Origin of the sequence: Limnohabitans sp. 2KL-17, assembly GCF_003063415.1 — a bacterium.
Classification (GTDB): Bacteria; Pseudomonadota; Gammaproteobacteria; order Burkholderiales; family Burkholderiaceae_C; genus Limnohabitans_A.
In genome coordinates this window covers 26,856-52,400 of record NZ_NESK01000029.1, presented here as the reverse complement: position 1 = coordinate 52,400, position 25,545 = coordinate 26,856, and the positions used below count along the sequence as shown (strand labels likewise).

Annotated in this window: 26 protein-coding genes and 2 pseudogenes; 18 read left to right on the top strand and 10 right to left on the bottom strand. The window is 59.4% G+C overall.

Annotated features, from left to right (window positions below; all coding sequences use genetic code 11):
* A pseudogene (locus B9Z45_RS14110) lies at positions 1–506 on the top strand (IS3 family transposase); the annotation flags it as partial.
* A gap of 4 nt (positions 507–510) precedes the next feature.
* Positions 511–1,332 (top strand): hypothetical protein, encoded by an 822-nt coding sequence (locus tag B9Z45_RS14105; protein WP_233252210.1) that lies wholly within the window; start codon positions 511–513, stop codon positions 1,330–1,332.
* Between the two features lie 79 nt (positions 1,333–1,411).
* Here the strand turns inward: B9Z45_RS14105 and B9Z45_RS14100 are convergent, their stop codons facing one another.
* The 3 genes from B9Z45_RS14100 to B9Z45_RS14090 all read right to left on the bottom strand — a co-directional run bounded on the left by B9Z45_RS14100 (position 1,412) and on the right by B9Z45_RS14090 (position 4,409).
* Complete coding sequence (locus B9Z45_RS14100) at positions 1,412–2,902, bottom strand: tripartite tricarboxylate transporter permease (protein WP_108407853.1); 1,491 nt, start codon at positions 2,900–2,902, stop codon at positions 1,412–1,414.
* A gap of 71 nt (positions 2,903–2,973) precedes the next feature.
* Positions 2,974–3,438 (bottom strand): tripartite tricarboxylate transporter TctB family protein, encoded by a 465-nt coding sequence (locus tag B9Z45_RS14095; RefSeq protein ID WP_108407852.1) that lies wholly within the window; start codon positions 3,436–3,438, stop codon positions 2,974–2,976.
* On the bottom strand, positions 3,435–4,409 hold the full coding sequence (locus B9Z45_RS14090) for a tripartite tricarboxylate transporter substrate binding protein (RefSeq protein WP_108407851.1): 975 nt from the start codon (positions 4,407–4,409) through the stop codon (positions 3,435–3,437). The genes B9Z45_RS14095 and B9Z45_RS14090 overlap by 4 nt, the downstream gene beginning before the upstream one ends.
* A gap of 138 nt (positions 4,410–4,547) precedes the next feature.
* Here B9Z45_RS14090 and B9Z45_RS14085 point away from each other — a divergent pair, with 138 nt between their 5' ends.
* Positions 4,548–5,255 (top strand): response regulator transcription factor, encoded by a 708-nt coding sequence (locus tag B9Z45_RS14085; protein WP_108407862.1) that lies wholly within the window; start codon positions 4,548–4,550, stop codon positions 5,253–5,255.
* Position 5,256: 1 nt separating this feature from the next.
* The gene (locus tag B9Z45_RS14080; RefSeq protein WP_108407850.1) at positions 5,257–6,666 is read left to right on the top strand and encodes a sensor histidine kinase; all 1,410 of its coding nucleotides are present in this window, start codon (positions 5,257–5,259) and stop codon (positions 6,664–6,666) included.
* Positions 6,667–6,686: 20 nt separating this feature from the next.
* Here B9Z45_RS14080 and B9Z45_RS14075 read toward each other — a convergent pair whose 3' ends face one another.
* Positions 6,687–7,532 carry a MurR/RpiR family transcriptional regulator gene (locus B9Z45_RS14075; RefSeq protein WP_108407849.1) on the bottom strand — a complete coding sequence of 282 codons (846 nt, stop codon included), beginning with the start codon at positions 7,530–7,532 and terminating at the stop codon, positions 6,687–6,689.
* Positions 7,533–7,549: 17 nt separating this feature from the next.
* The gene (zwf, locus tag B9Z45_RS14070) at positions 7,550–9,013 is read right to left on the bottom strand and encodes a glucose-6-phosphate dehydrogenase (protein ID WP_108407848.1); all 1,464 of its coding nucleotides are present in this window, start codon (positions 9,011–9,013) and stop codon (positions 7,550–7,552) included.
* A 214-nt stretch (positions 9,014–9,227) separates the two neighbouring features.
* Here zwf and tal point away from each other — a divergent pair, with 214 nt between their 5' ends.
* From tal to B9Z45_RS14020, 11 genes and pseudogenes are all read left to right on the top strand, one after another.
* The gene (tal, locus tag B9Z45_RS14065) at positions 9,228–10,175 is read left to right on the top strand and encodes a transaldolase (protein ID WP_108407847.1); all 948 of its coding nucleotides are present in this window, start codon (positions 9,228–9,230) and stop codon (positions 10,173–10,175) included.
* 1 nt (position 10,176) lies between these two features.
* Complete coding sequence (pgi, locus tag B9Z45_RS14060) at positions 10,177–11,712, top strand: glucose-6-phosphate isomerase (protein ID WP_108407846.1); 1,536 nt, start codon at positions 10,177–10,179, stop codon at positions 11,710–11,712.
* 114 nt (positions 11,713–11,826) lie between these two features.
* Positions 11,827–12,168: a J domain-containing protein gene (locus B9Z45_RS14055; RefSeq protein ID WP_108407845.1), complete on the top strand. Its 342-nt coding sequence runs from the start codon at positions 11,827–11,829 to the stop codon at positions 12,166–12,168.
* A gap of 69 nt (positions 12,169–12,237) precedes the next feature.
* Positions 12,238–12,642, top strand: a complete 405-nt coding sequence (locus B9Z45_RS14050) for a hypothetical protein (protein WP_108407844.1) — start codon at positions 12,238–12,240, stop codon at positions 12,640–12,642.
* Positions 12,643–12,715: 73 nt separating this feature from the next.
* Positions 12,716–14,062: a TolC family protein gene (locus B9Z45_RS14045; protein ID WP_108407843.1), complete on the top strand. Its 1,347-nt coding sequence runs from the start codon at positions 12,716–12,718 to the stop codon at positions 14,060–14,062.
* Positions 14,063–14,064: 2 nt separating this feature from the next.
* Complete coding sequence (locus tag B9Z45_RS14040) at positions 14,065–15,480, top strand: multicopper oxidase family protein (protein WP_108407842.1); 1,416 nt, start codon at positions 14,065–14,067, stop codon at positions 15,478–15,480.
* Positions 15,481–15,546: 66 nt separating this feature from the next.
* The gene (locus B9Z45_RS14035) at positions 15,547–16,047 is read left to right on the top strand and encodes a plastocyanin/azurin family copper-binding protein (RefSeq protein WP_108407841.1); all 501 of its coding nucleotides are present in this window, start codon (positions 15,547–15,549) and stop codon (positions 16,045–16,047) included.
* An 11-nt stretch (positions 16,048–16,058) separates the two neighbouring features.
* A pseudogene (locus tag B9Z45_RS17415) lies at positions 16,059–16,532 on the top strand (DUF411 domain-containing protein); the annotation flags it as partial.
* Between the two features lie 15 nt (positions 16,533–16,547).
* Entirely contained in the window at positions 16,548–16,823 is a 276-nt protein-coding gene (locus B9Z45_RS17410; protein ID WP_233252211.1) for a copper-binding protein, read from the top strand.
* A 49-nt stretch (positions 16,824–16,872) separates the two neighbouring features.
* Positions 16,873–17,661, top strand: coding sequence for a HupE/UreJ family protein (locus tag B9Z45_RS14025; protein ID WP_108407839.1), 789 nt, complete (start codon positions 16,873–16,875; stop codon positions 17,659–17,661).
* Positions 17,662–17,696: 35 nt separating this feature from the next.
* Entirely contained in the window at positions 17,697–18,044 is a 348-nt protein-coding gene (locus B9Z45_RS14020) for a DUF6488 family protein (RefSeq protein ID WP_108407838.1), read from the top strand.
* A 202-nt stretch (positions 18,045–18,246) separates the two neighbouring features.
* Here the strand turns inward: B9Z45_RS14020 and groL are convergent, their stop codons facing one another.
* From groL to B9Z45_RS14005, 3 genes are all read right to left on the bottom strand, one after another.
* Positions 18,247–19,893, bottom strand: coding sequence for a chaperonin GroEL (groL, locus tag B9Z45_RS14015; RefSeq protein WP_108407837.1), 1,647 nt, complete (start codon positions 19,891–19,893; stop codon positions 18,247–18,249).
* Between the two features lie 86 nt (positions 19,894–19,979).
* The gene (gene groES, locus B9Z45_RS14010; RefSeq protein WP_108407836.1) at positions 19,980–20,267 is read right to left on the bottom strand and encodes a co-chaperone GroES; all 288 of its coding nucleotides are present in this window, start codon (positions 20,265–20,267) and stop codon (positions 19,980–19,982) included.
* A gap of 148 nt (positions 20,268–20,415) precedes the next feature.
* Positions 20,416–21,000, bottom strand: coding sequence for a helix-turn-helix domain-containing protein (locus tag B9Z45_RS14005; protein WP_233252209.1), 585 nt, complete (start codon positions 20,998–21,000; stop codon positions 20,416–20,418).
* Positions 21,001–21,226: 226 nt separating this feature from the next.
* Here B9Z45_RS14005 and B9Z45_RS14000 point away from each other — a divergent pair, with 226 nt between their 5' ends.
* Positions 21,227–22,060, top strand: coding sequence for a lysophospholipid acyltransferase family protein (locus tag B9Z45_RS14000; RefSeq protein WP_108407860.1), 834 nt, complete (start codon positions 21,227–21,229; stop codon positions 22,058–22,060).
* A 7-nt stretch (positions 22,061–22,067) separates the two neighbouring features.
* Entirely contained in the window at positions 22,068–22,934 is an 867-nt protein-coding gene (locus tag B9Z45_RS13995) for a lipid A biosynthesis acyltransferase (RefSeq protein ID WP_108407835.1), read from the top strand.
* On the opposite strand, the gene B9Z45_RS13990 is transcribed toward B9Z45_RS13995, so the two are convergent.
* Positions 22,928–23,890 (bottom strand): alpha/beta fold hydrolase, encoded by a 963-nt coding sequence (locus tag B9Z45_RS13990; protein WP_233252208.1) that lies wholly within the window; start codon positions 23,888–23,890, stop codon positions 22,928–22,930. The two genes, B9Z45_RS13995 and B9Z45_RS13990, sit on opposite strands and share 7 nt — an antisense overlap.
* 79 nt (positions 23,891–23,969) lie before the next feature.
* Positions 23,970–24,638 carry a ribosome biogenesis GTP-binding protein YihA/YsxC gene (gene yihA / locus B9Z45_RS13985; RefSeq protein ID WP_108407858.1) on the bottom strand — a complete coding sequence of 223 codons (669 nt, stop codon included), beginning with the start codon at positions 24,636–24,638 and terminating at the stop codon, positions 23,970–23,972.
* 169 nt (positions 24,639–24,807) lie between these two features.
* Here yihA and B9Z45_RS13980 point away from each other — a divergent pair, with 169 nt between their 5' ends.
* Positions 24,808–25,437, top strand: a complete 630-nt coding sequence (locus B9Z45_RS13980; RefSeq protein WP_108407834.1) for a cytochrome c — start codon at positions 24,808–24,810, stop codon at positions 25,435–25,437.
* Positions 25,438–25,545 lie beyond the last annotated feature (108 nt).

The following is a 25,545-nucleotide window of genomic DNA, read 5'->3' as shown; positions in this document are numbered from 1 at the left end:
CCCTAACCAGGTCTGGACGGGAGACATCACCTATATCGCCACCGACGAGGGCTGGTTTGTACTTGGCAGCAGTGATAGACCTGTTCAGCCGACAGGTGGTGGGCTGGAGCATGCAGCCTCACATGCAGAGCAGCCTGGTGACAGACGCGTTAAAGATGGCATGGTTCCGGCGTCAGCCAGCGCCAGGCCTGATCTTCCATTCGGACCGAGGCAGCCAATACTGCGGGCATGAGTTCCAGGGCACGCTGGCGGGTTACAAAATGAGAAGTTCCATGAGCCGCAAGGGAAACTGCTGGGACAACGCACCTACGGAGAGTCTGTGGGGTCGCTTGAAGGTGGGCAGGCTGTACGGACAGAGGTTTGCAACCCGCAGGCAGGCAATGGATGAGGTGATTGACTGGCTGACGTTCTACAACCACCGGCGGTTGCACTCCACGTTGGGCTACGTCAGTCCGATGCAGTTTGAAAAACGCTGGGACGCGGCACAGCAATTGAAGGCCGCATAATGAAGTGGCTAAGCAGTACGTCAAACAGGGGCAGGTTCAGGTGGTGCGCAAACTGCTTAAATTGGCCATCCGGCACGGTTTCTTGCGTGAGGTGCCCGAACTGCCGTCGATCAAGGTGGCCAGTCGCCCGCGTTCGATGCTGAGCTTGAAAGAGTATGCGGCGATGGTACGCACCGCCCACCGTTTGTCCAGATGGGGCAGCAAAGCCCCCGAAATCAAGGCTTCGACGGGTCATCGAGAGCGATTTTGGGTGCAGCCGCGCCATTTGAATTTGCCCCCCGACATGGCTTGGGCGATCCGCTTCATGGTGAACAGTTTTGTGCGGCCTGGTGATTTGCGTCAACTCAAGAACAAGCACGTGCAGGTAGTTCGTGGCAAGAGCGTGTATCTGCGCATGAACTTGCCGCAAATCAAACGCCATGACACGCCGATGGTGCCTTTGCGCCCTGCTGTGCAGGTGTATGAATCTGCCTTGGCGCATGGTCAAAGTCTGGGTTTTGGCAGGCCTGATGACTATGTTTTTTTACCCGCAGAAACAGACCGAAATTACGCCTTGGCGGTGTTGGGTTTTTGGTTCAAATGGGTGATGCGCGAGGCGGGTGTGTCACCGATGGATTCACTGGGCCGTTTGCGCACGCTTTATTGCCTGCGCCACACCTCCATCATGTTCCGGCTCTTGTATGGGCAAGGCATCGACATGCTGACGCTGGCCCGCAATGCCCGCACATCGGTGCAGATGATTGAGCGTTTTTACGCCTCGGCACTCGATGGCGAAATGAACGTGGACATGCTGCAAAGCCGACGAACCCAAAAGAAAAAGGATTGATCGTGGGCCATGCCTTCGGCGCGCATGGATGGCCTTGTTGCCGTGCACGACAGAACGGGCGTGGGTATGACCGTTCCCGTCAGCGTGTGGCGCGGTAGCGCTTCCAGAGTGGCGGCACGATCAGCAGCAGCGCAGCCACCGCCATCAAGCTGCCAGACAGTGGCCGGGTGAAGAAGGTGGACCACTCGCCTTGGCTGATGGTCAGGGCCTGGCGCATCGATTGCTCACCCAGAGGGGCCAGAATCAAGCCCACGATCAACGGCGCTGCCGGAAAGTCAAAGCGGCGCATGACATAGCCCAGCAAGCCGAAGACAAACAGCAAGCCGACGTTGAACACCGAGTTGCCCGCGCCATAAACCCCTGCCGTCGAGATGACGATGATGCCAGCGTACAACCAAGGCGGTGGGATCTTGAGCAGTTTGACCCAGAGGCTGACCAGCGGCAGGTTGAGCACCAGCAAGATGACGTTGCCGATATAGAGGCTGGCAATCAGCGTCCACACTAGGCTGCCTTGCTGGCTGAACAACTGCGGCCCGGTCTGGATACCGTAGCCTTCAAAGGCCGAGAGCATGATGGCCGCCGTCGCTGAAGTGGGGATGCCCAGTGTGAGCAAGGGCATCAACACCCCCGCAGCCGCGGCATTGTTGGCAGCTTCCGGGCCTGCCACACCTTCGATGGCGCCATGGCCGAATTCTTCGGGGTGTTTGGAGAGTTTTTTCTCGGTGTAGTACGACAGCAAGGTGGGCAACTCGGCCCCACCTGCGGGCATGGCACCGATCGGAAAGCCAAAGAAGGCACCCCGCAACCAGGCTTTCCAGGAGCGCGCCCAGTCTTGCTTGCTGAGCCACAGACTGCCCGACATTTTCATGACCTCGCCGGCTTTGGCTTCACGGCCTTGCCAGGCCAGGTACAGCGCTTCACCCACTGCAAAAAGGCCCACAGCGGCCACGGTGACTTCGATGCCATCCAGCAATTCGGGGCGACCAAAAGTAAAGCGGGCTTGCCCGGTTTGCAGGTCGACACCCACCATGCCCAAGAGCAGACCCAAGCCCAACGCCACCAGGCCGCGCAGCATCGAGTTGCCCAACACGGCCGACACGGCCACCACGGACAACACCATCAGGCTGAAGTATTCGGCCGGGCCAAAAGCCAGCGCTGCATCGACCACCCAGGGGGCTACAAAAGTCAAGGCCAGGGTGCCGATGGTCCCCGCCACAAAGCTGCCAATGGCCGCTGTGGCCAGTGCTTGGCCTGCGCGGCCGTTGCGGGCCATTTTGTTGCCCTCGAGCGCGGTGACCACTGCGGCAGACTCGCCAGGGGTGTTGAGCAAGATGGAGGTGGTGGAGCCGCCGTAAGCGGCGCCGTAATAAATGCCTGCGAACATGACGAACATGCTGGTGGCGGGCACGTGGTAGGTCAGGGGCAGCAGCAAAGCGATGGTGAGCGCCGGGCCAATGCCCGGCAGCACACCCACCAGCGTGCCGATGAAGCAGCCTACAAAGCCCCACATCAAGGTGGTGGGTTGCAAGGCAATGGCAAAGCCACCCATCAGGGCGTCAAAAGCTTCCATGGGGTATCCGATCGAAAAAACGTGAAAACGTCGCGGCTGAGCGCTCAGCTTTAAGCGGGCCTAGACCTGAGTCAAATCAGCCAGGGCAGTGCAGGGCCCAGACCCACGCCCAACAGTTTGGCAAAGACAAACCAGAATGTGCTGGCAACGGTGCCGCAGACCAGAGCCGACTTGAGGTTCAGGGGGGCGTCAAAAGCACGGGCCACGCCCATGCCGCACAGCATGCCGGGGATGACAAAACCCAGCGGAATCACTAGGGCGATGAAGGCCGCGCCGCCGCCCAACAAGCTGATCACACGGCGATTGGCGCCTGGCAAAGGCGATTGGTCGGGCGCGTGGCTTTCGTCGGTTTGGCGACCGCGCCAGGCGCTGATGCCGTACAGCACGGCCAGCACGCTGAGTGCGGCCACGATCACACCGGGTGCCAGCACGGGGCCAACGGTCATCTGCATCAGGGATTCAGGAATGACCGTGACCTGCCATGCGGCCACCCCGCAAAGGGTGACCAGCAACAGTGCAACGCGCAAGGGGGTCATGCCAGACCCAGTTCTTTCATGAGTACGATTTTTTCTTCGATGTCCTTGGCCAGCTCGCGTTCAAACGGGCGCTCGGTCATGAAGGCGTCGGTCCACTTGCGGGTTTCGAGTTCTTGGCGCCACTGGGCTGAGGCGTTGAGTTTGGTGACGAAGTCGATCATGGCTTCTCGTTGTGCAGCCGAGATGCCGGGTGGCGCAAACACGCCGCGCCAGTTGGATTCGGTGACGTTGATGCCCAGCTCAGTCAGGGTGGGCAAGTTCACACCAGGAATGCGGCGCTTGCCCGACACGGCCAGCGGGATCATGCGGCCGGCCTTGATTTGCTCTTCAAATTCGGAGTAACCCGAAATGCCAGCCACCACCTGGCCGCCCAGAATGGCCGCGTTGGCGGGGCCACCACCTGCAAAAGCCACGTAGGCTGCTTCACGCGGGTTCTTGCCCAGGGCCTTGATGAGCATGCCCAAAATCAGGTGGTCGGTGCCGCCTGCGCTGCCACCCGCAACCGAGACGGCTTTGGGGTTGGCCTTGATGGCGGCTTCGAGTTCTTTCCAGGTCTTGATCTTGCCGTTGGCGGGCACCACGATCACGCCGGCTTCTTCGGTCAGGCGGGCAATAGGGGTCACGTCTTTGATGGTGACGGGGCTTTTGTTGGCAATGCCCGCACCGATCATGACCGAGCCGCCAATCATCAGGGTGTTGCCCTGGCCTTTGCGCTGGTTGACAAAGCGGGGCAGGCCGACCATGCCGCCTGCGCCGCCCACGTTTTCAAACTGCATGTTGCCGACCAGGCCTGCGGCCTTGGCGGCGCGCTCGATGGACCGCGCGGTGCCGTCCCAGCCGCCGCCGGGTGCGGCAGGCACGAACATGTTGATGCTGGCAATGAGTGGCTTGGCCTGAGCCCAGGCGGGCAGGCTCAACGATGCACCAGCGGCAGCGCCGAGGGCCAGGAAGTCGCGTTTTGAAATGGACATGAGGGTCTCCTGTGTAAAAATGAAAAAACACAAAGCCGGGCGCGCGCCTTAGGCAGGTGCATGAATTTTGGTGTCGGTGCTGGCGCCAAACTGTCAAACACCTGTCAATTGCGTTCGGTAAAAACCCTCAAATTCCACATGACGCCCAAAATTTTGCTGGTGGAAGACACGCCCGACATCGCCTTGTGGCTGGGCACTGCCCTGCGCCAAGGCGGTATGGATGTTCACTTTGCGACCGATGGGCTGGCGGCCGATCGCTGCCTGCAGCCCAGGCACGGGTTTGACGCCGTCTTGCTGGACTTGCAGTTGCCTGGCCAGGATGGTCTGAGCGTTCTACAAGCTTTGCGTGCAAGGGGTGATGCGGTGCCCGTCTTGATCCTGACGGCCCGGGCCAACGTGCCCGACCGGGTGCTGGGGCTGAACATGGGGGCCGATGACTATTTGCCCAAGCCGTTTGACCTGAGCGAACTGGAGGCGCGTTTGCAGGTGTTGCTGCGGCGCCATGGCCGCGCCAAAACAAGCGCGCTGCGATGGGGGCCGCTCGCGTTGCAGCCCGAGACCGGTGCCGTTCACCTGCACGACCAGATGCTGGCGCTGACCAAGCGCGAAGCCGCTGCATTGCGTGTGTTGCTGGAGTCACCCCAGCGCACCGTCAGCAAAGAGCAATTGCATGCCGAGGTGTTTGCCGACGAGGCCACCGGGCTGGACGCAGTGGAGGTTCTGATTTACCGCTTGCGCAAAAAACTTGAATCGGGGGCGGCCCAGTCCGGGCAGCCCTCGAACGTGATGATCACCACGTTCCGAGGCATGGGTTACATGCTGACCTTGCCTTCAGGGCAGGCTTGACATGTCTTTTTTCCACCCACGCCAGGCCCACGCTGCTGCGTCTTTGCGCACACGACTGCTTGGCTGGATCTTGCTGCCACTGGTGGGACTGATCGGCATCAACGCCTGGGTGGGCTATGGCAACGCGGTGCAGGCGGCCAACGAGGCCTATGACCGCTCCTTGTACCTGGCCGCCCGCACCTTGGCCGAAGAACTGGAATGGCGCGATGGGCGCGTTCAGCTGGATGTGATGAAGGCTGCAGGCTATCTGTTTGAAAACCACACCGGCTCGCGTTTGTTTTACAAAGTGACCACGCCAGCAGGCCAATGGCTGGCGGGTGTAGCCGCCTTGCCCGATGCCCCTGTGCGCACCTTGTCAGCGGTGAAATATTTTGCATTGGTGCAGTTCGACGATGGGCAATACCTGAACCAGCCCGTGCGGCTGGCACAGCTGACGCACGTCATGGAAGACGCAGGCCTGACTGAGCCCCTTATCAAAATCACGGTGGCTGAAACCATGGAGGCGCGCCAGCAACTCATACAACGCATTTTGTGGGACACCTTGAGCAGCCAGGGCCTGTTGTTGCTGGCTGCTGCGGGCTTGGTCGTTTGGGGTGTGCAGCGCGGCATTCGGCCGCTGGAGGCGTTTCGGCAGCAACTGGCGAACAAGGCCGAAGACGATTTTTTGCCCATTCAGCCGCCCGACTTGCCGCGTGAATTGCGGCCCCTGATGGAGACGCTCAACGGTTACCTGGACCGGTTGGGGCGACTGATCGAGATCCGCAAGCGTTTTCTGGACAATGCCGCGCACCAGTTGCGCACACCGTTGACTGCCCTCAAGACCCAGCTGGCGCTGGCCCAGCGCAACACCGAGCCCCAGCAGGCGCAGGCCTTGATGTCGGCAGCGCGTCAAACCACCGACGATGCGGTGCGCTTGACGGAGCAGTTGCTGGCCATGACGCGTGTGGAGCATGCCCGCGAAATGCACACGCCACAAACCGTCGATCTGGTGGATTTGGCCAGACGGGTCACGCAAGAGCATTTGCTGCGTGCCCATCAAAAGGGTGATGACCTGGGGCTGGAGGCGCAAGTGGCGCGTTGCGAGGTGCAGGCGGTTGACCTTTTGCTCCACGAGGCCTTGAGCAACCTGATCGACAACGCCATTCACCACGGGCCGGTCGGCACGCACATCACTGTGCGTGTGGGCGAGCGCTGGTTTGAAGTCGAAGACAACGGCCCGGGCATCGCCCCCGAGCACCAGGTCCATGTGTTTGAGCGCTTTTACCGTGCAGCCCCTTCGGGCGTGCCTGGCAGTGGTTTGGGCCTGGCCATTGTGAAAGAAATCGCCAGCCAGCATTGCGCCGAGGTGAGCGTGCGCAGCCCGGTGAGCAACGAGCGCGGCACGGCGATACGGATGCACTGGCGCGCCTGAGGCGCGCAGCGGCCAGGCTTTCAGGTGTAACGCTTGCTGCGCAGGTTGTTTTTCATGTCGCGCAGCACGGGTTGCAGTTCTTCACCGATGCGCAGCGCCACCGTGGTGGCCAAAATATCGATGATCAGCAGGTGCAGCAGGCGTGACACCATGGGGCTGTATTTGTCATAGCCTTCGGGGTGATCGGCGGTCAGGTGAATGTTGCCAGCACCCGCCAGTGGTGAGCCACTGGCGGTGATCACGATGGTGGTGGCGCCTTGCTTTTTGGCGATGTCGCAGGCATCCATCAGGTCGCGGGTGCGGCCCGAGTTGGAGATGATCACGGCGCAGTCGCCCGGCCGAAGCATGGACGCGCTCATGACCTGCATGTGGCCATCGCTGTAGGCGATGGCGTTGACGCCCAGGCGAAAGAATTTGTGCTGTGCGTCCTGGGCCACGATGCCGGAGTTGCCCACACCGTAAAACTCGATGCGCCGGTTGGTCTTCTGGGTGGCGGCCAGGGCTTTTGCTGCATGCTCCAAAGCAAAAAAGCTGGCGTCGTTGCGGTACTTCAAAAATGCCGCCACGGTGTTGTCGATCACCTTGACCGCGATGTCGCTGGTCTTGTCGTCTGCATCCACGCTGCGGTGGATGAAGGGCACGCCCTCGCTCACGCTGCCCGCCAGTTTGAGTTTGAAGTCGGACAGGCCGTCGTAGCCCATGCTGCGGCAAAAACGCACCACGGTGGGTTTGCTGACATGCGAGCGATCGGCCAGTTCGGTGACAGGCAGGTTGGCAAAGGCGCGCGGGTCGGCCAGCACGAGCTTGCCCACCCGTTGCTCGGCCGGGGCCAGGGAGGGCAAAGAAGCCTTGATGCGGTCGAGCATGGTGTGGTGTCTCCGGTTTAAGTTTCTTCGCTCCAGTAAAAGCTGTCGCGCGCAATCATGGCGCTGGATGCGCTCGGTCCCCAGGTGCCAGCGGCGTAGGGGCGCGGGCTGATGGTGTCGTCTTTCCAGTGTTGCAGGATCGGCTCGACCCAGCGCCAGGCTTCCTCTTGTTCGTCACTGCGCACAAACAGGTTCAGGCGACCCTCAAGCACATCGAGCAACAGGCGTTCGTAGGCGCCCACTCGCTCGCTGCCAAAGCGTTTGTCAAAGTCTAGGTCCAGGTGCACCGGGCTCAGGGTGACGCCACCACTGCCCTGGCCGCGCTTGCTTTGGCCTTGTGCAAACAGGTGCAGTTCGAGCCCGTCTTTGGGCTGCAGGTGGATGACCAGTTTGTTGACCTGTCCTGAAGGACTTTTGAAAATCTCATGCGGTGTGGGCCGGAAATTGATCTCGATGTGTGCCTCACGCGCAGCCATGCGCTTGCCAGTGCGGATGTAAAAGGGCACGCCCGCCCAGCGCCAGTTGGCAATTTCTGTGCGCAGGGCCACAAAGGTTTCTGTGCTGCTGGCCGGGTTGACGCCTGGTTCGTCCCGGTAGGCGGGCACGGCCTTGCCGTCAATGTTGCCAGCACTGTACTGGCCACGGATGACGTGCTGGCTGAGTGTTTCAGGTGTCCAGCGCTTCAAGGCGCGCAGCACCTTGAGTTTTTCGTCGCGAATGGCGTCGGCGTGGGCATTGATGGGAGGCTCCATCGCGATGGCGCACAACAGTTGCAGGGCGTGGTTTTGCACCATGTCGCGCAGCGCGCCGGTGGTTTCGTAAAAGCCACCACGTTTTTCGACACCCAGCTCTTCGGACATGGTGATCTGGATGTTGGCGATGTGTTCGCGGCGCCACAGTGGCTCAAACAAGGCGTTGCCGAATCGCATGGCAAACAGGTTTTGCACCGCAGGCTTGCCCAGGTAATGGTCGATGCGAAATATCTGCTGCTCTGTGAAAAAACGGCCCACCGCCTCGTTGATGGCGCGGTTGGAGGCCAGGTCGTGGCCTAGCGGTTTTTCGAGCACGATGCGCGTCTTGGGGGTGTTCAGGCCGTTGGCCGCCAGTTGTTCGCACACGGTGGTGAACAGGCTGGGGGCAGTGGACAAATACATCACCACGGTGTCGGTTTCGTGCTCAGCCAGACGGGCCGACAGGGCGGCGTAGGCCTCGGGCTTGGACAGGTCCATGCGCACATAACAAAGCAGGCTGGCAAAGCGGGCGAACTCTTCGGGCTTGGGGCGTTTTTCGCCCTCAACTTGCTCAAAACGGGACCGAATTTGAGCGCGGTATTGCTCGTCGCTCAGGTCGTCACGGCCAACGCCAATGATGCGCCCCTCTTCAGGCAGGGTGTCGTGCCTGAAGGCCTGAAGCAAGGCGGGCATGAGTTTGCGCCAAACCAGATCTCCCGTGCCGCCAAAAAAAACCAAATCAAATGCCATGTTGTTCTTGAGTTACATGAAAAATTGATTTGTAATGTAACTTTGTTTCACTGATAATTCAAGCACTTTCCATTTTTATACGCCCAGACAGCCTGTGAAATCGAAAGCTATTGGGCGACGACCGCGCCCACAACACTGACCACGACCACAGCAAAGACCTCTTTCATAATTGATGACGGCCAAGATGGCTTGGCATCCATGAGAATCCAACACCATGAACCAACTTGATGCCCTCAAAAAATTCACCACCGTGGTGGCCGATACCGGTGACTTCAAGCAGCTGGCCCAGTTTCAGCCGCAAGACGCCACCACCAACCCTTCCCTGATTTTGAAGGCGGTGCAAAAACCCGAATACGCGCCCTTGTTGGCCGACACCGTGGCCGTGCACCGGGGGCAGCCGCTGGACGTGGTGATGGACCATCTGCTGGTGCGATTTGGCTGTGAGATTCTGAAAACCATCCCGGGTCGGGTCTCTACCGAAGTCGATGCCCGCTTGAGCTTTGACACGGCTGCCAGCGTGGCTCGTGCGCGCCGCATCATGGGTCTGTACGAAGCGCAAGGCATTGCCCGTGCGCGCGTGCTGATCAAGATCGCCTCGACCTGGGAGGGCATTCAAGCTGCGGCCGAACTCGAGCGCGAGGGCATTCGCACCAACCTGACGCTGTTGTTTTCGTTTTGCCAGGCGGTGGCTTGCGGGCAAGCGAGGGTGCAACTCATTTCGCCTTTTGTGGGCCGTATTTACGACTGGTACAAAAAAACCGCTAGCGCCTCCTGGGACGAAGCCGCCAAATCCGGTCCGAACGACCCCGGCGTGCAGTCAGTGCGGGCCATCTTCAATTACTACAAAAAGCACGGCATCCAGACTGAAGTGATGGGGGCGTCGTTTCGCAACATCGGCCAGATCACGGCTTTGGCCGGGTGTGACTTGCTGACCATCAGCCCTGAATTGCTTGCACAACTGGCCGCCAGCGAGGCGCCTTTGAACTTGGCGTTGGACGCGCAAGCCGCCAAGGGCCTGGATTTGCCAGCTGTGCACTACGACGAGGCGTCGTTTCGTCTGGCCCTCAACGAGGACGCCATGGGCACCGAAAAACTGGCCGAAGGCATTCGCGCTTTCTGCGCTGATGCGGTCAAGCTTGAAGCCTTGATGCAGAAAGCCTGAGATGCGTTGCGACCAGACCGAGGCATGGCAAGCCTTGCAAACTCATGCCAGCCACTTTGCAGGTTTTGATTTGCGCACCGCCTTTGCGCAAGACGCCCGCCGCGCCCAAGCTTTGAGCCAGTCAGCGCCCCATGTGTTTGCCGACTTGTCGAAAAACCATGTGGATGCGGCCACCGAAGCGCTGTTGCAAGCCTTGGCCCGTCAGACCGGATTGGCCGCGCACCGCGACGCCATGTTCCGTGGCGAGCACATCAACAACACCGAAGACCGCGCAGTGATGCACTGGCTGCTGCGCCAGCCCGAGGGTTCTCTGTCTGGTGATTTGGCAGCGCCCTTGAAGCAGGTGCACGACACCCTCAAGCCCATGCTGGCCTATGCCGAGCAGGTTCGCGCTGATGCGCAGATCACCGATGTGGTGAACATCGGTATTGGCGGCTCTGACCTGGGCCCGCAGATGGCGGTGCTGGCCCTGCAAGATTTTGTGCTGCCAGGCAAACGCTTTCACTTTGTCTCGAATGTGGATGGCCATGAGCTGGCTGCGGTGCTCAAAGGCCTGAAGCCACAAAGCACGCTTTTCCTGGTCGCCTCGAAAACCTTCACCACCCTGGAGACCATGACCAACGCTCGCTCGGCGCTGGCCTGGTTCAAGGCGCAGGGCGGTACCGATGTGGCGCGCCACTTCACAGCTTTGACCACCAACGTGGCGGCAGCAGCCGGGTTTGGCATCACCACCACCTTCGGCTTTTGGGACTGGGTGGGTGGGCGTTATTCGCTGTGGTCGGCCATTGGACTGCCATTGGCGATGGCCATCGGGGCTCAAGGTTTTCGGGATTTTCTGGCTGGGGCGCACGCCATGGACCGGCATTTCCAGACTGCCGATCTGGCAGAAAACCTGCCCGTTCGGCTGGGCTTGCTGGATGTCTGGTACCGCAACTTCATGCACTACAACAGCCGCAGCATTGGCCCGTACCACAGCGCTTTGCGCAGGCTGCCGGCGTATTTGCAGCAGCTGGAAATGGAGAGCAATGGCAAGCGCGTGGACCGCAATGGCAATGCGCTGCCCTATGGCACCTCGCCAGTGTTGTGGGGCGAGCAGGGTACCAACGGCCAGCATGCTTATTTTCAGATGTTGCACCAGGGTACCGACACGGTGCCGCTGGAGTTTATTGCCGTGAAAAAGCCTGCCCACAGCCTGAAAGACCACCATGTGCAGTTGTTGTCCAACGCGATCGCGCAGGCACAGGCGCTGATGCTGGGCCAGTCAGATGCTGGCGGTCACCGCCACTTTCCAGGCAACCGGCCCAGCACCTTCTTGCTGCTGGACGAATTGACGCCCACCAGTCTGGGGGCCTTGATTGCTTTGCAAGAGCACCGTGTGTTTGTCAGTGGTTCGGTGTGGGGCATCAACAGCTTTGACCAATGGGGTGTGGAACTGGGCAAGATGCTGGCCCGGGATGTCCATGCGCGCATGGTTTCGGGCGATGTGGCCGGGCTGGATGCTTCAACAGCGGCATTGCTGCAGCGCCTGCGCACTTGAGGCATTTGCGGCAAGGCGAGGCATCGGGTGATTTAAAGTTTGCAATTAACAATTTGATACGTTTAAGTTTCAATTATTGTTAATTTAAATGTATTCATATTTTATGATTCGTCCATGGACAAGCTCATGGACCTTTACGCAGAACTCGGTGTCACACCGCAGGCCGAAACCGATGTCATTCGGGCGGCGTTCCGAGCCCTGGCTCAACGGTACCACCCTGACCGCCAGGGGGTCGTTTCTCCTTTGTGGGCCGCCAAGATGGTGCGCATCAACCATGCCTACAAGGTGTTGAGCCAGCCCGAGGAGCGACGGGCCTATGACGTCAGTTGCCGTGCCCCACGCCCCCGGAATTCGGTCCCCTTGATTCACTGCACCTCATCCAGTGCATCGGTCAGAAATGCCCAGCCTTTTTTGACCACTTATGACCAACGTGGGCGCCTGCATGCCTTTGTCTGAGGGCGGTTTCTGAACGGTCATTCGGACCGAAAACCCCGGACCTGGCGGTGCTTGACTTATGATTTCACCATGCGTAGCCTTTTCCTTTGCTTTCTGCTGTGCCTGATCCCCTTGCGGCTGTGGGCGGGTTCGTGGATGCCGATCACGGCAAGCAGTTCGCACCATCTTCCAGTCCTGGCGACTGTCAGCCCGGCGCATCACAACGAAGCTCATGCTGCGCACGACTGCCATGAGGCCTTGGTGGAGCCCTTGCACGAAGCCCACGCTCAGCTTGCGCTGCTCGATGCATCCGTCCAACAAGGAGATTGCCACGATGGCAATTGCCAGTTGTGCGGCGTATGCCACCAAGGCTTGAGCCTGACGCAGTGGCCATTGGTGATGCCAGTTTTTCAGGCCCACCCGCTGCCTGTCGGAGCGTCTTTGGCGCATGTGGTCCGCTCGTCTCCCCCGCTGATCAAGCCCCCCATTTCCTGAACCTCACGCCACAGTTGCGTCTGCCCGCTGCCAAGGCGGTCAAATGCCGTGTTCGTCTTTTCAGGAAATTGACATGAATCCACTTTCGAAATGTGCCCTCGGTCGCTGGACCTTGGGTGCTGTGCTGCTGGTCGGCATAAGTCCTGCTGCCTGGGCGCAAACCCACAGTTCAACAACACCATCCTCTGCCCATGTGCATGGCCATCAGTCCAGTAACCCGTCGATTTCAGTGCCATCGACCACCACAGGCCAGCCACACCTTACCTGGCAGGACGCCAACCGGGCTGTCGAGCAGTTCCCGCGTGGCCACGTGGACCTGCTGCGTTGGGAACAAAAGAACATGCCGCCGATGCCGGGCGAACCCCCTCATCCCGAAGCGGGGCAGCTGACGCTGGAGCGAGCCATGCGTCTGGTCCTGAAGGACGAGGGCAAATGGCTCAAGCCCGGCATGAGTGCCACAGAGGAGGGCGCAGTTCGCCAGCAAGTGGCGGCTGTGCGGCTGGATGCGCAAAGGCTTTGGGTCAATGCGGTGGTGACACGTCAGTCCGTGGCGCACAGTCAGGACATTCTTGCCGTGGCACAAGCTGGTGCTGAACTGGGCCAGCGCATGGCACAAGTGGGCAACTGGAGCCGGGCCCGTCAAATTGGGGAAGAACTGGCATTGTGGGATGCGAGGGCACGTGCAGACAAGGCGCAGTTGCAGGCCGATCGCGCGCTGCAGGCTTTGTGGCATCGCATCGGTGCGGGTATGACACCGCAGGCGCTGGCGCAGCAGTTGCCCCCGCACTTGCCGGTGGATCTGCCCGCGCATTCGCTTGTCGATGGGCAGGCTGAACTGAGTCCGGAGGCTGTGGCTGCTCTGCAGGCGCAGGCCCTGCAGGCCCATTTGCGCTGGTCACTGGCTGACCAGCACGCCCATCGCCTGATGACAGGGCTCGGTTTGAATGCACAAGCGCTGCAGGCGGCGCAAAAAAACCTGGAGGACTTGGCCGGGCAGGAACTGCCCCTGTGGGACTCGCGCACCATGCGGTGGGGCCATGCCTTTGAAAACGCCCTGCAAGCCCGACTGCAGGCCGACCGGCTGGCGCGGCAGGTGCGTGCCGATGTACAGCTTGCCCTGAACGCATTACGGGTTTCAGGCCAGATGGCTAAGTACACGCAGGCTCAGGTGCTGCGCCTGCACACCGAACTCTCGCAGGAGACTCTTCTGCGTTACAACGGCATGCTCAAAAGCACCTGGGACCTGCTGGCCAGCGCCCGCACACGCATCGACAGCGTGGACGCCGCCTTGCAGGCGCAGCGTCAGCGCTGGCTCGCCCATGCCGACCTGATGGCCGTGCTGGCGGGCTTGCCCTATGCGGACAGCGCCAATGCGACGGACACCGCCAATCCCTCCAACAACCGAACTGCAGGACACTGACCATGCAACGCCGAGATTTTTTCCAAAAAGCCATGGCCGCTGCGGGCACCGTTGCGGGGTCAGTTGTCACCGCCGCCACCGTCAGCCGCAGCGCGCTGGCCACTTTGCCCGAACCTGTCATTCAGACCCATGCCAATACCGCCCCACCCTGGACACCCCCGGGTGTAACCGGGGCCGGACGCCCCTACAGGCCGGTAGTCACCTTGAACGGCTGGACCTTGCCTTTTCGCATGAAGGACGGGGTTAAAGAGTTCCACCTGGTGGCTGAGCCAGTGGTGCGCGAAATGGCCCCTGGCTTTGTCGTCAACATGTGGGGTTACAACGGCCAAAGCCCCGGCCCGACCATTGAGGTGGTCGAAGGTGACAAGGTGCGGATTTTCGTGACGAACAAATTGCCGGAACACACCACGGTGCATTGGCATGGCCAGCGCCTGCCCAATGGCATGGACGGCGTTGGCGGTTTGAACCAAAAACAGATCCCGGTGGGCAAAACCTTTGTGTACGAGTTTGTGGCGCGCAGGCCAGGAACCTTCATGTACCACCCACACGCCGATGAGATGACGCAAATGGCCATGGGCATGATGGGTCTGTGGATCACCCACCCCAAAGGCAAGCATCCGCTGATCGCCGATGTCGACCGCGATTTCGCCTTTCTGCTCAACGCCTTTGACGTGACACCGGGTGCCAAAACCCCCAATGTGAACACCATGCTGGACCAAAATATCTGGAGCTGGAACAGCCGGGTTTTTCCGGGCATCAGCCCGCTGGTGGCACGCTTGAACGACCGCGTTCGGGTGCGTGTGGGCAACCTGACCATGACCAATCACCCGGTGCACATTCACGGCATTGAGTTCGAAGTCACCGGTACCGACGGTGGCCCTGTTCCCAAAACGGCGCGCTGGCCCGAGGTGACCACCGATGTGGCCGTAGGCCAGATGCGGCAGCTGGAGTTCATCGCTGACGAGCCCGGTGATTGGGCCATGCACTGCCACAAGAGCCATCACACCATGGGTGCCATGGGGCACGATGTGCCCACCATGATCGGCGTGGATCACCGGGGTCTGGTACAAAAAATCCAGAAGCTCATCCCCGACTACATGGTCATGGGCGAGCGTGGCATGGCCGACATGGGCGAGATGGAAATGGAGCTGCCAGACAACACTTTTCCGATGATGACCGGCACTGGGCCTTATGGCCCCATCGAGATGGGCGGCATGTTCACCACGCTGAAAGTCCGGGCTGATCAAAAGCCGGGCAACTACAGCGACCCCGGTGATTACGCACAACCGCCCGGCACGCAATCCTACGAATACGCCGGCCCGATGGCGTCCACAACGCGTGCACCGGATGCAGCCACCTCGCCGGCTGCGGCAACCGCAGGCAGTGCACGCAAGCCTGAAAATCATAAGCACCACTGATGGAGCTTAAGACAGCTTGCGTCGATTCAAAACTTGAACCATCACATTGACCTTCCAGGAATTTTCATGAAAAAACCACTCTATTTATTGTTGCTGAGCGTTGGCCTGCTGGCCCTGCCAGTGGCTTACGCGCACTCTCCAAATGCCCACCAGGCGCACCATGCCAAAGCGCAGAGTTTTTCGCCCGCTGAGCAAAAAGATTGGGGCATCGCTGGGGACCTGAAAAAAGTAAAACGCACGGTTGAAATCCGCATGACCGATGACATGCGTTTCGCGCCCAACCAGATTCAGGTCAAGCTTGGAGAGACTGTGCGTCTGGTGGCGGTGAACGCGGGCAAAGTGCTGCACGAGATTGTGATCGGCACGCCGCAAGAGCTCAAAGCCCACGCCGCGATGATGAAAAAGCACCCTGGCATGGAACACGACGAGCCTTACATGGCGCATGTGGAACCAGGCCATAAAGGCGCTATCGTCTGGAACTTTAACCGTGCGGGCACATTTGAATTTGCCTGCCTGATACCGGGCCATTTTGAAGCGGGCATGGTCGGTCTCATCACCGTCAAGTGAGGGAAAAGACCATGCCCCATTCAACATTCACCGTCATGCAAAGACGCCATTGGCTTGCAGCTGCCGCCTTGTTGGCGCTCACCGGTTTTCAACGCAACGCACTGGCACAAGCGACCACAGTGCAGGTCTGGAAAGACCCCAACTGCGGCTGCTGCCACCTGTGGGTGGAGCACTTGCAGGCCAGCGGTTTCAAGGTCGAGGTGCGCGACGTTGGCAACACCGCCGCTCGCAAGCGACTGGGCATGCCCGAAAAACTCGGCTCTTGCCACACAGCCACCGTGGGTGGCTATGTCATCGAAGGCCATGTGCCCGCCGCCGACATCCACCGCCTGATCAAGGAGCGGCCACTCGCCCTGGGCCTGTCGGTGCCTGGCATGCCCATTGGGAGCCCCGGCATGGACGGCCCCGAATACAAAGGCCGCAAAGACGCCTATGACGTGCTGCTGGTGCAAAAAGATGGCAGCAGCAAAAGCTTTCAACACTACCCCGGTCTGCGCCGCATGGCGCAGCAAGGCGGCCTGCAACGCGCAAGCGATGGGGCAAGCACGTTGCCTTGGGCTACAGCAGAGGTGCGGCGCATCGACAAGGTGGCGCGCAAGGTCGCGCTGAAACACGGCGAAATCAAAAATCTGGACATGCCGCCCATGAGCATGGTGTTTCAGGTCAAGAATCCCGAGCAGCTTGACCCCTTGCAGGTAGGCCGGAAGGTGCGCTTCCAGGCGGTGCAGGAAAACGGTGCCTACTGGGTGGTGAAAATCGAAGTGGTGGCCATGTGAGGCCCTCATGCAAGCCAGCACGCTCCATTGTTCCAATTCAATTTGACCGATGACGAACATCTTTTCCGGGCGACTCATGGCCTTGTTGCTGTGCGCCCTGACCCCCTTGGCTTGGGCGCATGGCATTTCGGAAGAAGACCGTCAGCAAATGCTGGACGGTGGTTATTTTCAATATGTCGGCCTGGGTGCCAGCCACATGCTCACGGGCTATGACCACCTGCTGTTCCTGTTCGGAGTGGTCTTCTTTTTAACCACCTTCAGGGAGATTGCCAAATTTGTCACAGTGTTCACGCTGGGGCATTGCATGACGCTGATCTTGGCGACTTACTTCAAGATCACCTGGAACTTTTATTTGGTGGACGCCATCATTGCGATCAGTGTGATTTACAAGGGCTTTGACAACAACGGGGGATTTCAAAAACATTTCGACATGGAGTCGCCCAACTTGTTGATGGCCGTTTTTGGCTTTGGTCTTTTGCATGGCTTTGGCCTGTCTACCCGCTTGCAACAAATCCCTTTGGGTGACGATCCTGTGGCCATGTTGTGGCGCATCTTGAGCTTCAATGTGGGCGTGGAAGTGGGTCAAATCGCCGCGTTGACCGTGATGGTCGGGGTGCTGGCACTGTGGCGAAATCGCCCCTCGTTCAAGCGCTTCAGCCAGATCGCCAACCTGGCACTGATCTATGCCGGTATTTACCTGTTGTTCACGCAGTTGCATGGTTACCAGCACGACAGTCAACCTGACAGCTTTCGCTTTCCTGTTCAAGAGCATCAGCATGTTCACGAAGACATGGCCATTGAAAACACCACCGACGACAGTCGCAACACCCTGAAATAACCCGTTTTTTTAAATTTCAAACTCAAAGATTCGCCATGAAAAAAATCATCTTTTTTTCCTTGACTCTGAGCACTGTTTTGTGGACCTCTATTGTTTTTGCATCTGTGGGCGGTAGCTGCCACTTTCACGGCAACAAGTCGGCTGCCGACGCCACCGTGAGCGGCTGTGCTGTGCAACGTAAAGATGCCTTGGTCAAAAGCGGCAAACTCGACGCCTCTTGGAGCGCTGTGAAGCCAGAAAAAATCGAAGCAGTGGAAGGCAAAAACGGCAAGGAATGGCGAGTGACCTTCAAGGACGCCGCCGCCAAGGACAAAACAAAAGAAACGCTCTACATGTTCTTCACGCTGCCAGGCAATTTCATCGCCGCCAATTTCACGGACTGATGAGCGGTGACCCACGGGTCCATTGATCCGGCTCTGATAACGGGTCCACTGGCATGGCTTGGTTTGCACAGACAGTTTGAGCGCATGAAGGCCTTGCCCATCGACTGTTGGGCGCCAATGAACAAAGCCCCGCAAGGCATAAACCTTGCGGGGCTTTGAGGTCTTGGACCCCGGGTCAAGCCCGAGGTGACAGACGGGGCATTTACATGCCCATGCCGCCCATACCACCCATGCCGCCCATGTCAGGCATGCCGCCAGCGCCCGACTCTTCTTTCGGTGCTTCTGAAATCATGCATTCAGTGGTCAACATCAAAGAGGCCACAGACGCTGCGTTTTGCAAGGCTGTGCGGGTCACTTTGGTGGGGTCCAGAATGCCCATTTCGATCATGTCGCCGTAGGTGTCATTGGCAGCGTTGAAGCCGTAGTTGCCTTTGCCGGCCAACACAGCGTTCACCACCACCGATGGCTCGCCGCCAGCGTTGTAAACGATCTCGCGCAAAGGTGCTTCGATGGCTTTCATCACCAGCTTGATGCCGGCTTCTTGGTCAGCGTTGTCGCCTTTGATGGTGCCAGCAGTTTGACGTGCACGCAGCAATGCCACGCCGCCGCCAGCCACAATGCCTTCTTCCACTGCAGCGCGGGTGGCGTGCAGGGCGTCTTCCACGCGGGCTTTCTTTTCTTTCATTTCGACTTCGGTGGCAGCGCCGACCTTGATCACGGCCACACCGCCAGCCAACTTGGCCACGCGCTCTTGCAGCTTTTCGCGGTCGTAGTCAGAAGTGGCTTCTTCGATTTGCATGCGCACTTGCTTGACGCGGGCTTCGATGTCGATGGCAGCACCGGCACCGTCGATGATGATGGTGTTTTCCTTGCCCACTTCGATGCGCTTGGCTTGGCCCAGATCTGCCAAAGTCACTTTTTCCAAGGTCAGGCCGACTTCTTCAGCGATCACTTTGCCGCCAGTCAAGATGGCGATGTCTTCCAGCATGGCTTTGCGGCGATCGCCGAAGCCTGGAGCCTTGACAGCGACCACTTTCAGGATGCCACGGATGGTGTTGACCACCAAAGTAGCCAAGGCTTCGCCTTCAACTTCTTCAGCAATGATCAACAAAGGACGACCGGCTTTGGCCACGGCTTCCAGTGTGGGCAGCAGATCGCGGATGTTGCTGATCTTCTTGTCGAACAACAACACAAAGGGGTTGTCCAGCAAAGCGGCTTGCTTTTCGGGGTTGTTGATGAAGTAAGGGCTCAAGTAGCCGCGGTCAAACTGCATGCCTTCGACGATGTCGAGTTCATTGTCCAAAGACTTGCCGTCTTCCACAGTGATCACGCCTTCTTTGCCCACTTTGTCCATGGCTTTGGCGATGATGTCGCCGATGCTGTGGTCGCTGTTGGCAGAGATCGAACCGACTTGGGCGATTTCTTTGGTCGTGGTGGTGGCCTTGGTGGCCTTCTTCAGCTCTTCGATCAGGGCCGTCACAGCCTTGTCGATGCCGCGCTTCAGGTCCATCGGGTTCATGCCGGCGGCCACGTACTTCATGCCTTCGTGCACGATGGCTTGAGCCAACACGGTCGCGGTCGTAGTGCCGTCGCCAGCGTTGTCAGAAGTCTTGGAAGCGACTTCCTTGACCATCTGGGCACCCATGTTTTGCAACTTGTCCTTGAGTTCGATTTCCTTGGCCACGGACACACCGTCCTTGGTCACGGTAGGGGCGCCGAAAGAACGCTCCAGAACCACGTTGCGGCCTTTAGGGCCCAAAGTCACTTTGACCGCATTGGCCAAAATGTTCACGCCTTCAACCATGCGTGCGCGGGCTTCGCCGCCGAAAATTACGTCTTTTGCTGCCATTTTTAAGCTCCTAATTCGGTTTAATTTCAATCAGTTGAGGACAGAGCGAACGGGCGCTTCGCGCGTCATTCGGTCTGTCCCGCAAATCACTCGACGACTGCAAACAAGTCTTCTTCTTTCATGACCAACAGCTCGTCGCCGTCGATCTTGACCGTTTGGCCGCTGTACTTGCCAAACAAAACGCGGTCGCCGACCTTGACGGTCAGGGCTTTGGTTTCGCCTTTGTCATTTGTTTTGCCTGGGCCGACAGCCAGGACTTCACCTTGGTCGGGCTTTTCAGCAGCGGAATCGGGGATCACGATGCCCGAAGCAGTTTTGGTTTCGCTTTCGACTCGTTTGACGATCACGCGATCGCCCAAAGGACGCAGTTTCATGGAATCTCCTAGATAAGAAACAAGGGTTGAAAAACAAAAGCACCTGCAAGGGTGCTGCTAAAACCTGAGGAGGGTGTTGTTAGCACTCAACTCCATCGAGTGCTAATGATAAGGGAATTTGGACCCATTTCAAGGTCGGATCTTTTTTTTACTGGTGAGTCGGGCGGTAAGTGGAGATCTCACTGGCGTGCGCACTGCCCAGCATGTAGCCATAGACCAGACCGGTGCTGACGTCGCCTTCAAACAAATTGATTTTTTTGGCCAGGCGCAATGGGCTGTTGGAGGGCAGGTGGGCGCTGTTGTAAACCACGATGTGGGCGTTTTGCATCAAGTTGTCTTGCAGGTGCAGGGGGGCTGTGTGCAACCATGGAATCCGGGCGTCAATGAAAAAAGACCCCACTGTTTGATGAATGCCCATCAAATCCAGAGGGTTGGCGATCACCCTGACCTGCTCCCATTGGCCCATTTGCTCAAAGTCGGGCGGCAGGTGTTCGCAGTCATGCAGGATGCAAATCAGCGGTTTGTCAGAGGCGGCCAGCGGGGTCGCAAAACCTTGTTGTTTGCAGTACTGGTTCAGTGAAGAAGACAGGATTCGCCGGTGCCCACCTTGGGTGACGAAGGCTTTGAAAACGCCGTTTTCGACCATGCGCTGGATGGTTCCTACCGACAGGCCGAGCATTTTGGCAGCCTGGCTGGTGCTGAAATAGGCTTGGTTGATCTGGGTGTTTTTCAAGGTGAATTCCTCAATGGGGTTGCAAAAGATGCGGTTTGACGTTCTTGGGCTGTTTGAATGTTATGGCCCTGCAAGTGGTTCAGGGCTTGCATGAACCGGTAGTGGCCAGTGAAAAAACCGGTAGCCGAGCCTTCGGCAGTCGGTCTGTGCCTGTTCAGGCATGGCCGAAGCAAGCCCTGCCGAACAGTGCGCTGAGTGCTGGCCAGTTCAAGGCAAAATCACCCCCATGTTGAGTTGGTTCCGTTTTTTTTCCCATTGGCCTTTGTGGGCCCTGCACGCCCTTGGGGCCTTGGGGGGATGGTTGGCCTGGTGCTTTTCGGCGCGTTACAGGCGCCGGTTCATGGACAACGTGCGCCAGGCAGGCTTGGGCTGGGGCACCGTTTTAGGTGCTGTGGGACATGCTGGGCGCATGTCGGCCGAGTTGCCGCGCTTGTGGTTGGGTGTCACGCCGCACTTTGAGTGGGCCGAGGACCGCGCAGCGGTTGAGGCTTATGCCAGCGGCCAAGGGGTGCTGTTTTTGACCCCCCACATGGGCTGTTTTGAAATCACCGCCCAGGCGCTGGCCCTGCGTTTTTCTGCCCAGCACGGGCCCTTGACGGTGCTTTATCGACCCGCCCGCCATGACGGTTTGGGTGAGGTCATGAGCTTGGCGCGTCAGCGTCCGGGTCTGGAGGCCGTGCCCACCACCTTGGCTGGCGTTCGCCAGATGATCAAGGCTTTGCGCTCGGGCCGTGCCGTGGGTTTGCTGCCCGACCAGGTGCCGCCCGAGGGCATGGGGCAGTGGGCGCCTTTTTTTGGCAAACCGGCCTACACCATGACCTTGGCAGCCCGCTTGGCTTTGCAAACCGGTGCCCGGATCGTCCTGATCTGGGGCGAGCGTTTGCCCTGGGGGCGCGGTTACCGATTGCACACGCAAGCCTTGGGGCATGAGCTGCCAGCCGATCTGGACACCGCCGTGGTGCAGATCAACCAGGCCATGGAGTCGCTGATCCTGCAGTGTCCATCGCAGTACATCTGGGCTTATGCCCGGTACAAAAACCCGCGGCAGGCCCCAGCCTGAAACCCCCATGGTGAATTTGTTGATCGGTGTGTTGCGACTTTTTGCCCGTCTGCCCCTGTCATGGGTGCGGGCGGTGGGTTACGGCTTGGGGTGGTTGCTGTGGCATTTCGCGGTCATGCGCCGCAAGATTGTGTTGGTCAATCTGCAAAAGTGCATGCCCGAGTTGTCCGAGCCCGAGCGCAAGGCTTTGGCGTATCGGCATTTCATCGTTTTCGGCCAGTCGGTGATGGACAGGTCCTGGCTGTGGCATGCCCCCGAGGCCTTGGTGCGCAAGCGCTTGTGCTGGGTGGGGGATGTGCAGGCCTTAAGGGCTCCGGGCCCCTTGGTCATGTTTGCCCCGCACTTTGTCGGTCTTGATGCAGGCGGCATGGCCGTGTCCCTGGACGTGCCCGGGCCTGTGGCCTTTATTTTTGTCGGGCAGTCCCGACCTGCAGTCGAAACCTGGGTGCGCGAGGGGCGGGAGCGCTCAGGCAATGTGCGGCCTTATTTTCGGCACCAGGGCATGCGCCAAATACTGTCGGGCATCAAAAAAGGTGAGCCTTTGCACCTGTCGCCCGACATGGATTTCGGCCGGACCGAATCGATTTTTGTGCCCTTCATGGGGGTCGAAAAGGCCGCCACTGTGCCCTCTTTGTCGCGTTTGTCCAAGGCCGTGGGCGCGCGCGTGGTGCCTGTCGTCACGCGCATGACGTCTCTGGGCTACGACATCGAGGTCCATGCGCCTTTGGATGAATTTCCCAGTTCAGATCTGGTGCTGGACACCACCCGCATGAACCTCTTGCTGGCCGATTGGGTGCGGACCATGCCGGAGCAGTATTACTGGGTGCACAGGCGCTTGAAGACCCGGCCCGAGGGCGAAGACGGGTTTTACTGAGCCTGGGGCTTTAAAAAATCGGCTATTTCGATGATCACGCGCGCGGGGTGCTCGTGAACCACCCAGTGTGTGGCGTCCTCAATCGGTACCAATTTCAAATCGGCAATGTGCGTGTCCAGCCCCTCGGTCAGGCAGGGCAGCAGGGCCACATCGTTTTGTGCCCACAGCACCAGCGTGGGCACGTCGATGCGCAGCGCTTCTGGCGGTATCTGTACGGCGAAGGCGCCCGCATCGCTTGCAGTCGTCGGGCGCAAAGGCGAAGCGCGGTAATAGTTGAGGCCGCCTTGCAGACCCTGCTGCCAAACCTGCCGGTATTGCGCCTTGAGCTCTGGGGTGAGCCAAGGAGCGGCTTGAGCGGCAGGCTCAGTTGACTGCGCTGTCAGTGAGGTCAGCGTGTTGTCTTGTCCAGTCAAAAAACCAAACAGGCGTTCAAAGTCGTTGTGGGCCAATTGGGCAGCGGCATCGGGCTGGACCAAAAAGTTCATGTAAGCGCTGGCCGCTTGCTGCGCCGGATTGTCTTGCAGTGCCTTGAGCAGCGGGCCGGGGTGGGGTGAGTTGACGATGACCAGTTGGCGCAGGCGCTCAGGATGTTGGTTGGCCAGGTTCCAGGCGACAGCGCCGCCCCAGTCGTGGGCAATCAGGGCGGCCAAGGGTTGGGCGCCGCATTCGATATCGGTCAAGGCCAAAATGTCTTGCACCAGAAATTTGGCCCGATAGGCTTTGACGTCTTCGGGGGCACTGGAGCGTTCATAGCCCCGCAAATTGGGCGCCACGCAGCGGTAACCGCCGTTTTCTGGTTTCGAAAAATGAACCAGCAGAGGGTCCCACACCCAGGCGGCTTCCGGAAAGCCATGCAGGAAAAGCAGCACGGGGCCACCGGGTTCGCCGCAGGCGCGGCAACTGAGGGTGATGCCGTGGGGCAATTCTCGTTGCCAGGTCTGGACAGGGGTGTTCACAAAATGGGTCGCTTGTAGACGAGGGCTTGTTTGAATGTCCCAAAGTGAACGGGCAAGACGCAAGCTGAACAGCTGCGGATTATTCGTCCAGCGCCTCAGGCTCGTCCTCGGGTGGGGCTGCCGGCTCAGCAGGTGCACTGCCCGCAATGGGGTGCGTCCAGTCCCACAGTAGCTGTGCCACTTCGTCCACGCCTTGTTTTTTCAGGGCAGAAAAGAGCTTGACCTCGCCACCACCGGACTGCAGCCGCGCAATCGACAAGGCCTTGGCTTGGTCGGCACGGGTCAGCTTGTCGGCCTTGGTCAGGATGATCAGAAACTTCAGGCCTTGCTCCACGCGGGGACGGATGACTTCGAGCAGGATGTCGTCCAACTCGGTCAGGCCGTGGCGTGGGTCGCACATCATCACAATGCCCGTCAGGTTTTCGCGGCTGACCAGGTAGTTGGCCATGACTTGCTGCCAGCGCAACTTGTCCATTTTGGCCACAGCGGCATAGCCGTAGCCGGGCAAGTCGGCCAGCACGGTGTCGGTGATGCCTTGCTTGCCCAAGGCAAACAGGTTGATGTGCTGGGTGCGGCCAGGTTTTTTGGAAGCAAACGCCAGCTGTTTCTTTTGCGTCAGGGTGTTGATGCAGGTGGATTTGCCCGCATTCGAGCGCCCGACAAAGGCGATCTCGGGGGTGTCCATCGCAGGCAGGTGGTGCAACTGCGCGGCGGTGGTCAAAAAGCGGGCCGTGTGCATCCAGCCCATGGGTGTCACCACGGGGGGGGGGGCAGGCGCGGCTTGGGGTGAAGAGTTTGAAATGCGGTGGCTGGAGCTCATAAATCAGGGTGACCTTGGATCGTCAGGGAACTGACGCAGACCTCATTGTAGAATCTTGAGGTTTTGCGCTCATTCTTCCAACTTTTGGACGACGACCATGAAGTCAATAGTTTCTCTCCTGATGTCCACCATCCTTACTGTGTTGGTGGCGAGCACTGCGATGGCAGCCGGCCCTGCACCCGTGGTGGCTAAACCCGATCTTGCCAAAGGCGAAGCCGCTTTTGCCATGTGCGTGGCTTGCCACGCGGCCGACGGCAACTCGACCACCCCGGTCAATCCCAAGCTGTCGCAGCAACACCCCGAATACCTCATCAAGCAGTTGCACGAATTCAAATCGGGCAAGCGTGCCAATGCCGTGATGAGCGGCATGGTCGCGGGTTTGAGCGATGACGACATGCGAAACATCTCTTATTGGCTGGCTTCCAAGCCTGCCAAGCCTGGTTTTGCCAAAGAAAAAGACACGGTGGCCTTGGGTGAGCGCATTTACCGCGGTGGCATTCCAGACCGCCAGATCGCGGCCTGCGCCAGCTGCCACTCGCCCAACGGAGCCGGCATGCCTGCCCAGTACCCCCGCATGTCGGGTCAGCACGCCGACTACACCACCTCTCAGCTCTTGCAGTTCCGTGACGGCATTCGCAAGAACAGCATCCAGATGACCCAGGTGGCTGCCAAGATGAACGACCGAGAGATCAAGGCCGTGTCCGACTACATCGCCGGCCTGCGTTAAGAGGCCATTCGAGACCCCTGACCCAAGGGCAATCCCTTGGGTCCATGGGGTCTTCAGTCGGTGATCAGCTGGCTCAGCCACAATTGGATCTCCGATTGCAACGCGCTG

Bases quoted from the DNA above. Each gene is read 5' to 3' on its own strand.
- B9Z45_RS14100 (WP_108407853.1), bottom strand. From the start codon at position 2,902: ATGGAAGCTTTTGACGCCCTGATGGGTGGCTTTGCCATTGCCTTGCAA.
- B9Z45_RS14095 (WP_108407852.1), bottom strand. From the start codon at position 3,438: ATGACCCCCTTGCGCGTTGCACTGTTGCTGGTCACCCTTTGCGGGGTG.
- B9Z45_RS14090 (WP_108407851.1), bottom strand. From the start codon at position 4,409: ATGTCCATTTCAAAACGCGACTTCCTGGCCCTCGGCGCTGCCGCTGGT.
- B9Z45_RS14085 (WP_108407862.1), top strand. From the start codon at position 4,548: ATGACGCCCAAAATTTTGCTGGTGGAAGACACGCCCGACATCGCCTTG.
- B9Z45_RS14080 (WP_108407850.1), top strand. From the start codon at position 5,257: ATGTCTTTTTTCCACCCACGCCAGGCCCACGCTGCTGCGTCTTTGCGC.
- B9Z45_RS14075 (WP_108407849.1), bottom strand. From the start codon at position 7,532: ATGCTCGACCGCATCAAGGCTTCTTTGCCCTCCCTGGCCCCGGCCGAG.
- zwf (WP_108407848.1), bottom strand. From the start codon at position 9,013: ATGGCATTTGATTTGGTTTTTTTTGGCGGCACGGGAGATCTGGTTTGG.
- tal (WP_108407847.1), top strand. From the start codon at position 9,228: ATGAACCAACTTGATGCCCTCAAAAAATTCACCACCGTGGTGGCCGAT.
- pgi (WP_108407846.1), top strand. From the start codon at position 10,177: ATGCGTTGCGACCAGACCGAGGCATGGCAAGCCTTGCAAACTCATGCC.
- B9Z45_RS14055 (WP_108407845.1), top strand. From the start codon at position 11,827: ATGGACAAGCTCATGGACCTTTACGCAGAACTCGGTGTCACACCGCAG.
- B9Z45_RS14050 (WP_108407844.1), top strand. From the start codon at position 12,238: ATGCGTAGCCTTTTCCTTTGCTTTCTGCTGTGCCTGATCCCCTTGCGG.
- B9Z45_RS14045 (WP_108407843.1), top strand. From the start codon at position 12,716: ATGAATCCACTTTCGAAATGTGCCCTCGGTCGCTGGACCTTGGGTGCT.
- B9Z45_RS14040 (WP_108407842.1), top strand. From the start codon at position 14,065: ATGCAACGCCGAGATTTTTTCCAAAAAGCCATGGCCGCTGCGGGCACC.
- B9Z45_RS14035 (WP_108407841.1), top strand. From the start codon at position 15,547: ATGAAAAAACCACTCTATTTATTGTTGCTGAGCGTTGGCCTGCTGGCC.
- B9Z45_RS17410 (WP_233252211.1), top strand. From the start codon at position 16,548: ATGGCGCAGCAAGGCGGCCTGCAACGCGCAAGCGATGGGGCAAGCACG.
- B9Z45_RS14025 (WP_108407839.1), top strand. From the start codon at position 16,873: ATGACGAACATCTTTTCCGGGCGACTCATGGCCTTGTTGCTGTGCGCC.
- B9Z45_RS14020 (WP_108407838.1), top strand. From the start codon at position 17,697: ATGAAAAAAATCATCTTTTTTTCCTTGACTCTGAGCACTGTTTTGTGG.
- groL (WP_108407837.1), bottom strand. From the start codon at position 19,893: ATGGCAGCAAAAGACGTAATTTTCGGCGGCGAAGCCCGCGCACGCATG.
- groES (WP_108407836.1), bottom strand. From the start codon at position 20,267: ATGAAACTGCGTCCTTTGGGCGATCGCGTGATCGTCAAACGAGTCGAA.
- B9Z45_RS14000 (WP_108407860.1), top strand. From the start codon at position 21,227: ATGTTGAGTTGGTTCCGTTTTTTTTCCCATTGGCCTTTGTGGGCCCTG.
- B9Z45_RS13995 (WP_108407835.1), top strand. From the start codon at position 22,068: ATGGTGAATTTGTTGATCGGTGTGTTGCGACTTTTTGCCCGTCTGCCC.
- yihA (WP_108407858.1), bottom strand. From the start codon at position 24,638: ATGGGCTGGATGCACACGGCCCGCTTTTTGACCACCGCCGCGCAGTTG.
- B9Z45_RS13980 (WP_108407834.1), top strand. From the start codon at position 24,808: ATGAAGTCAATAGTTTCTCTCCTGATGTCCACCATCCTTACTGTGTTG.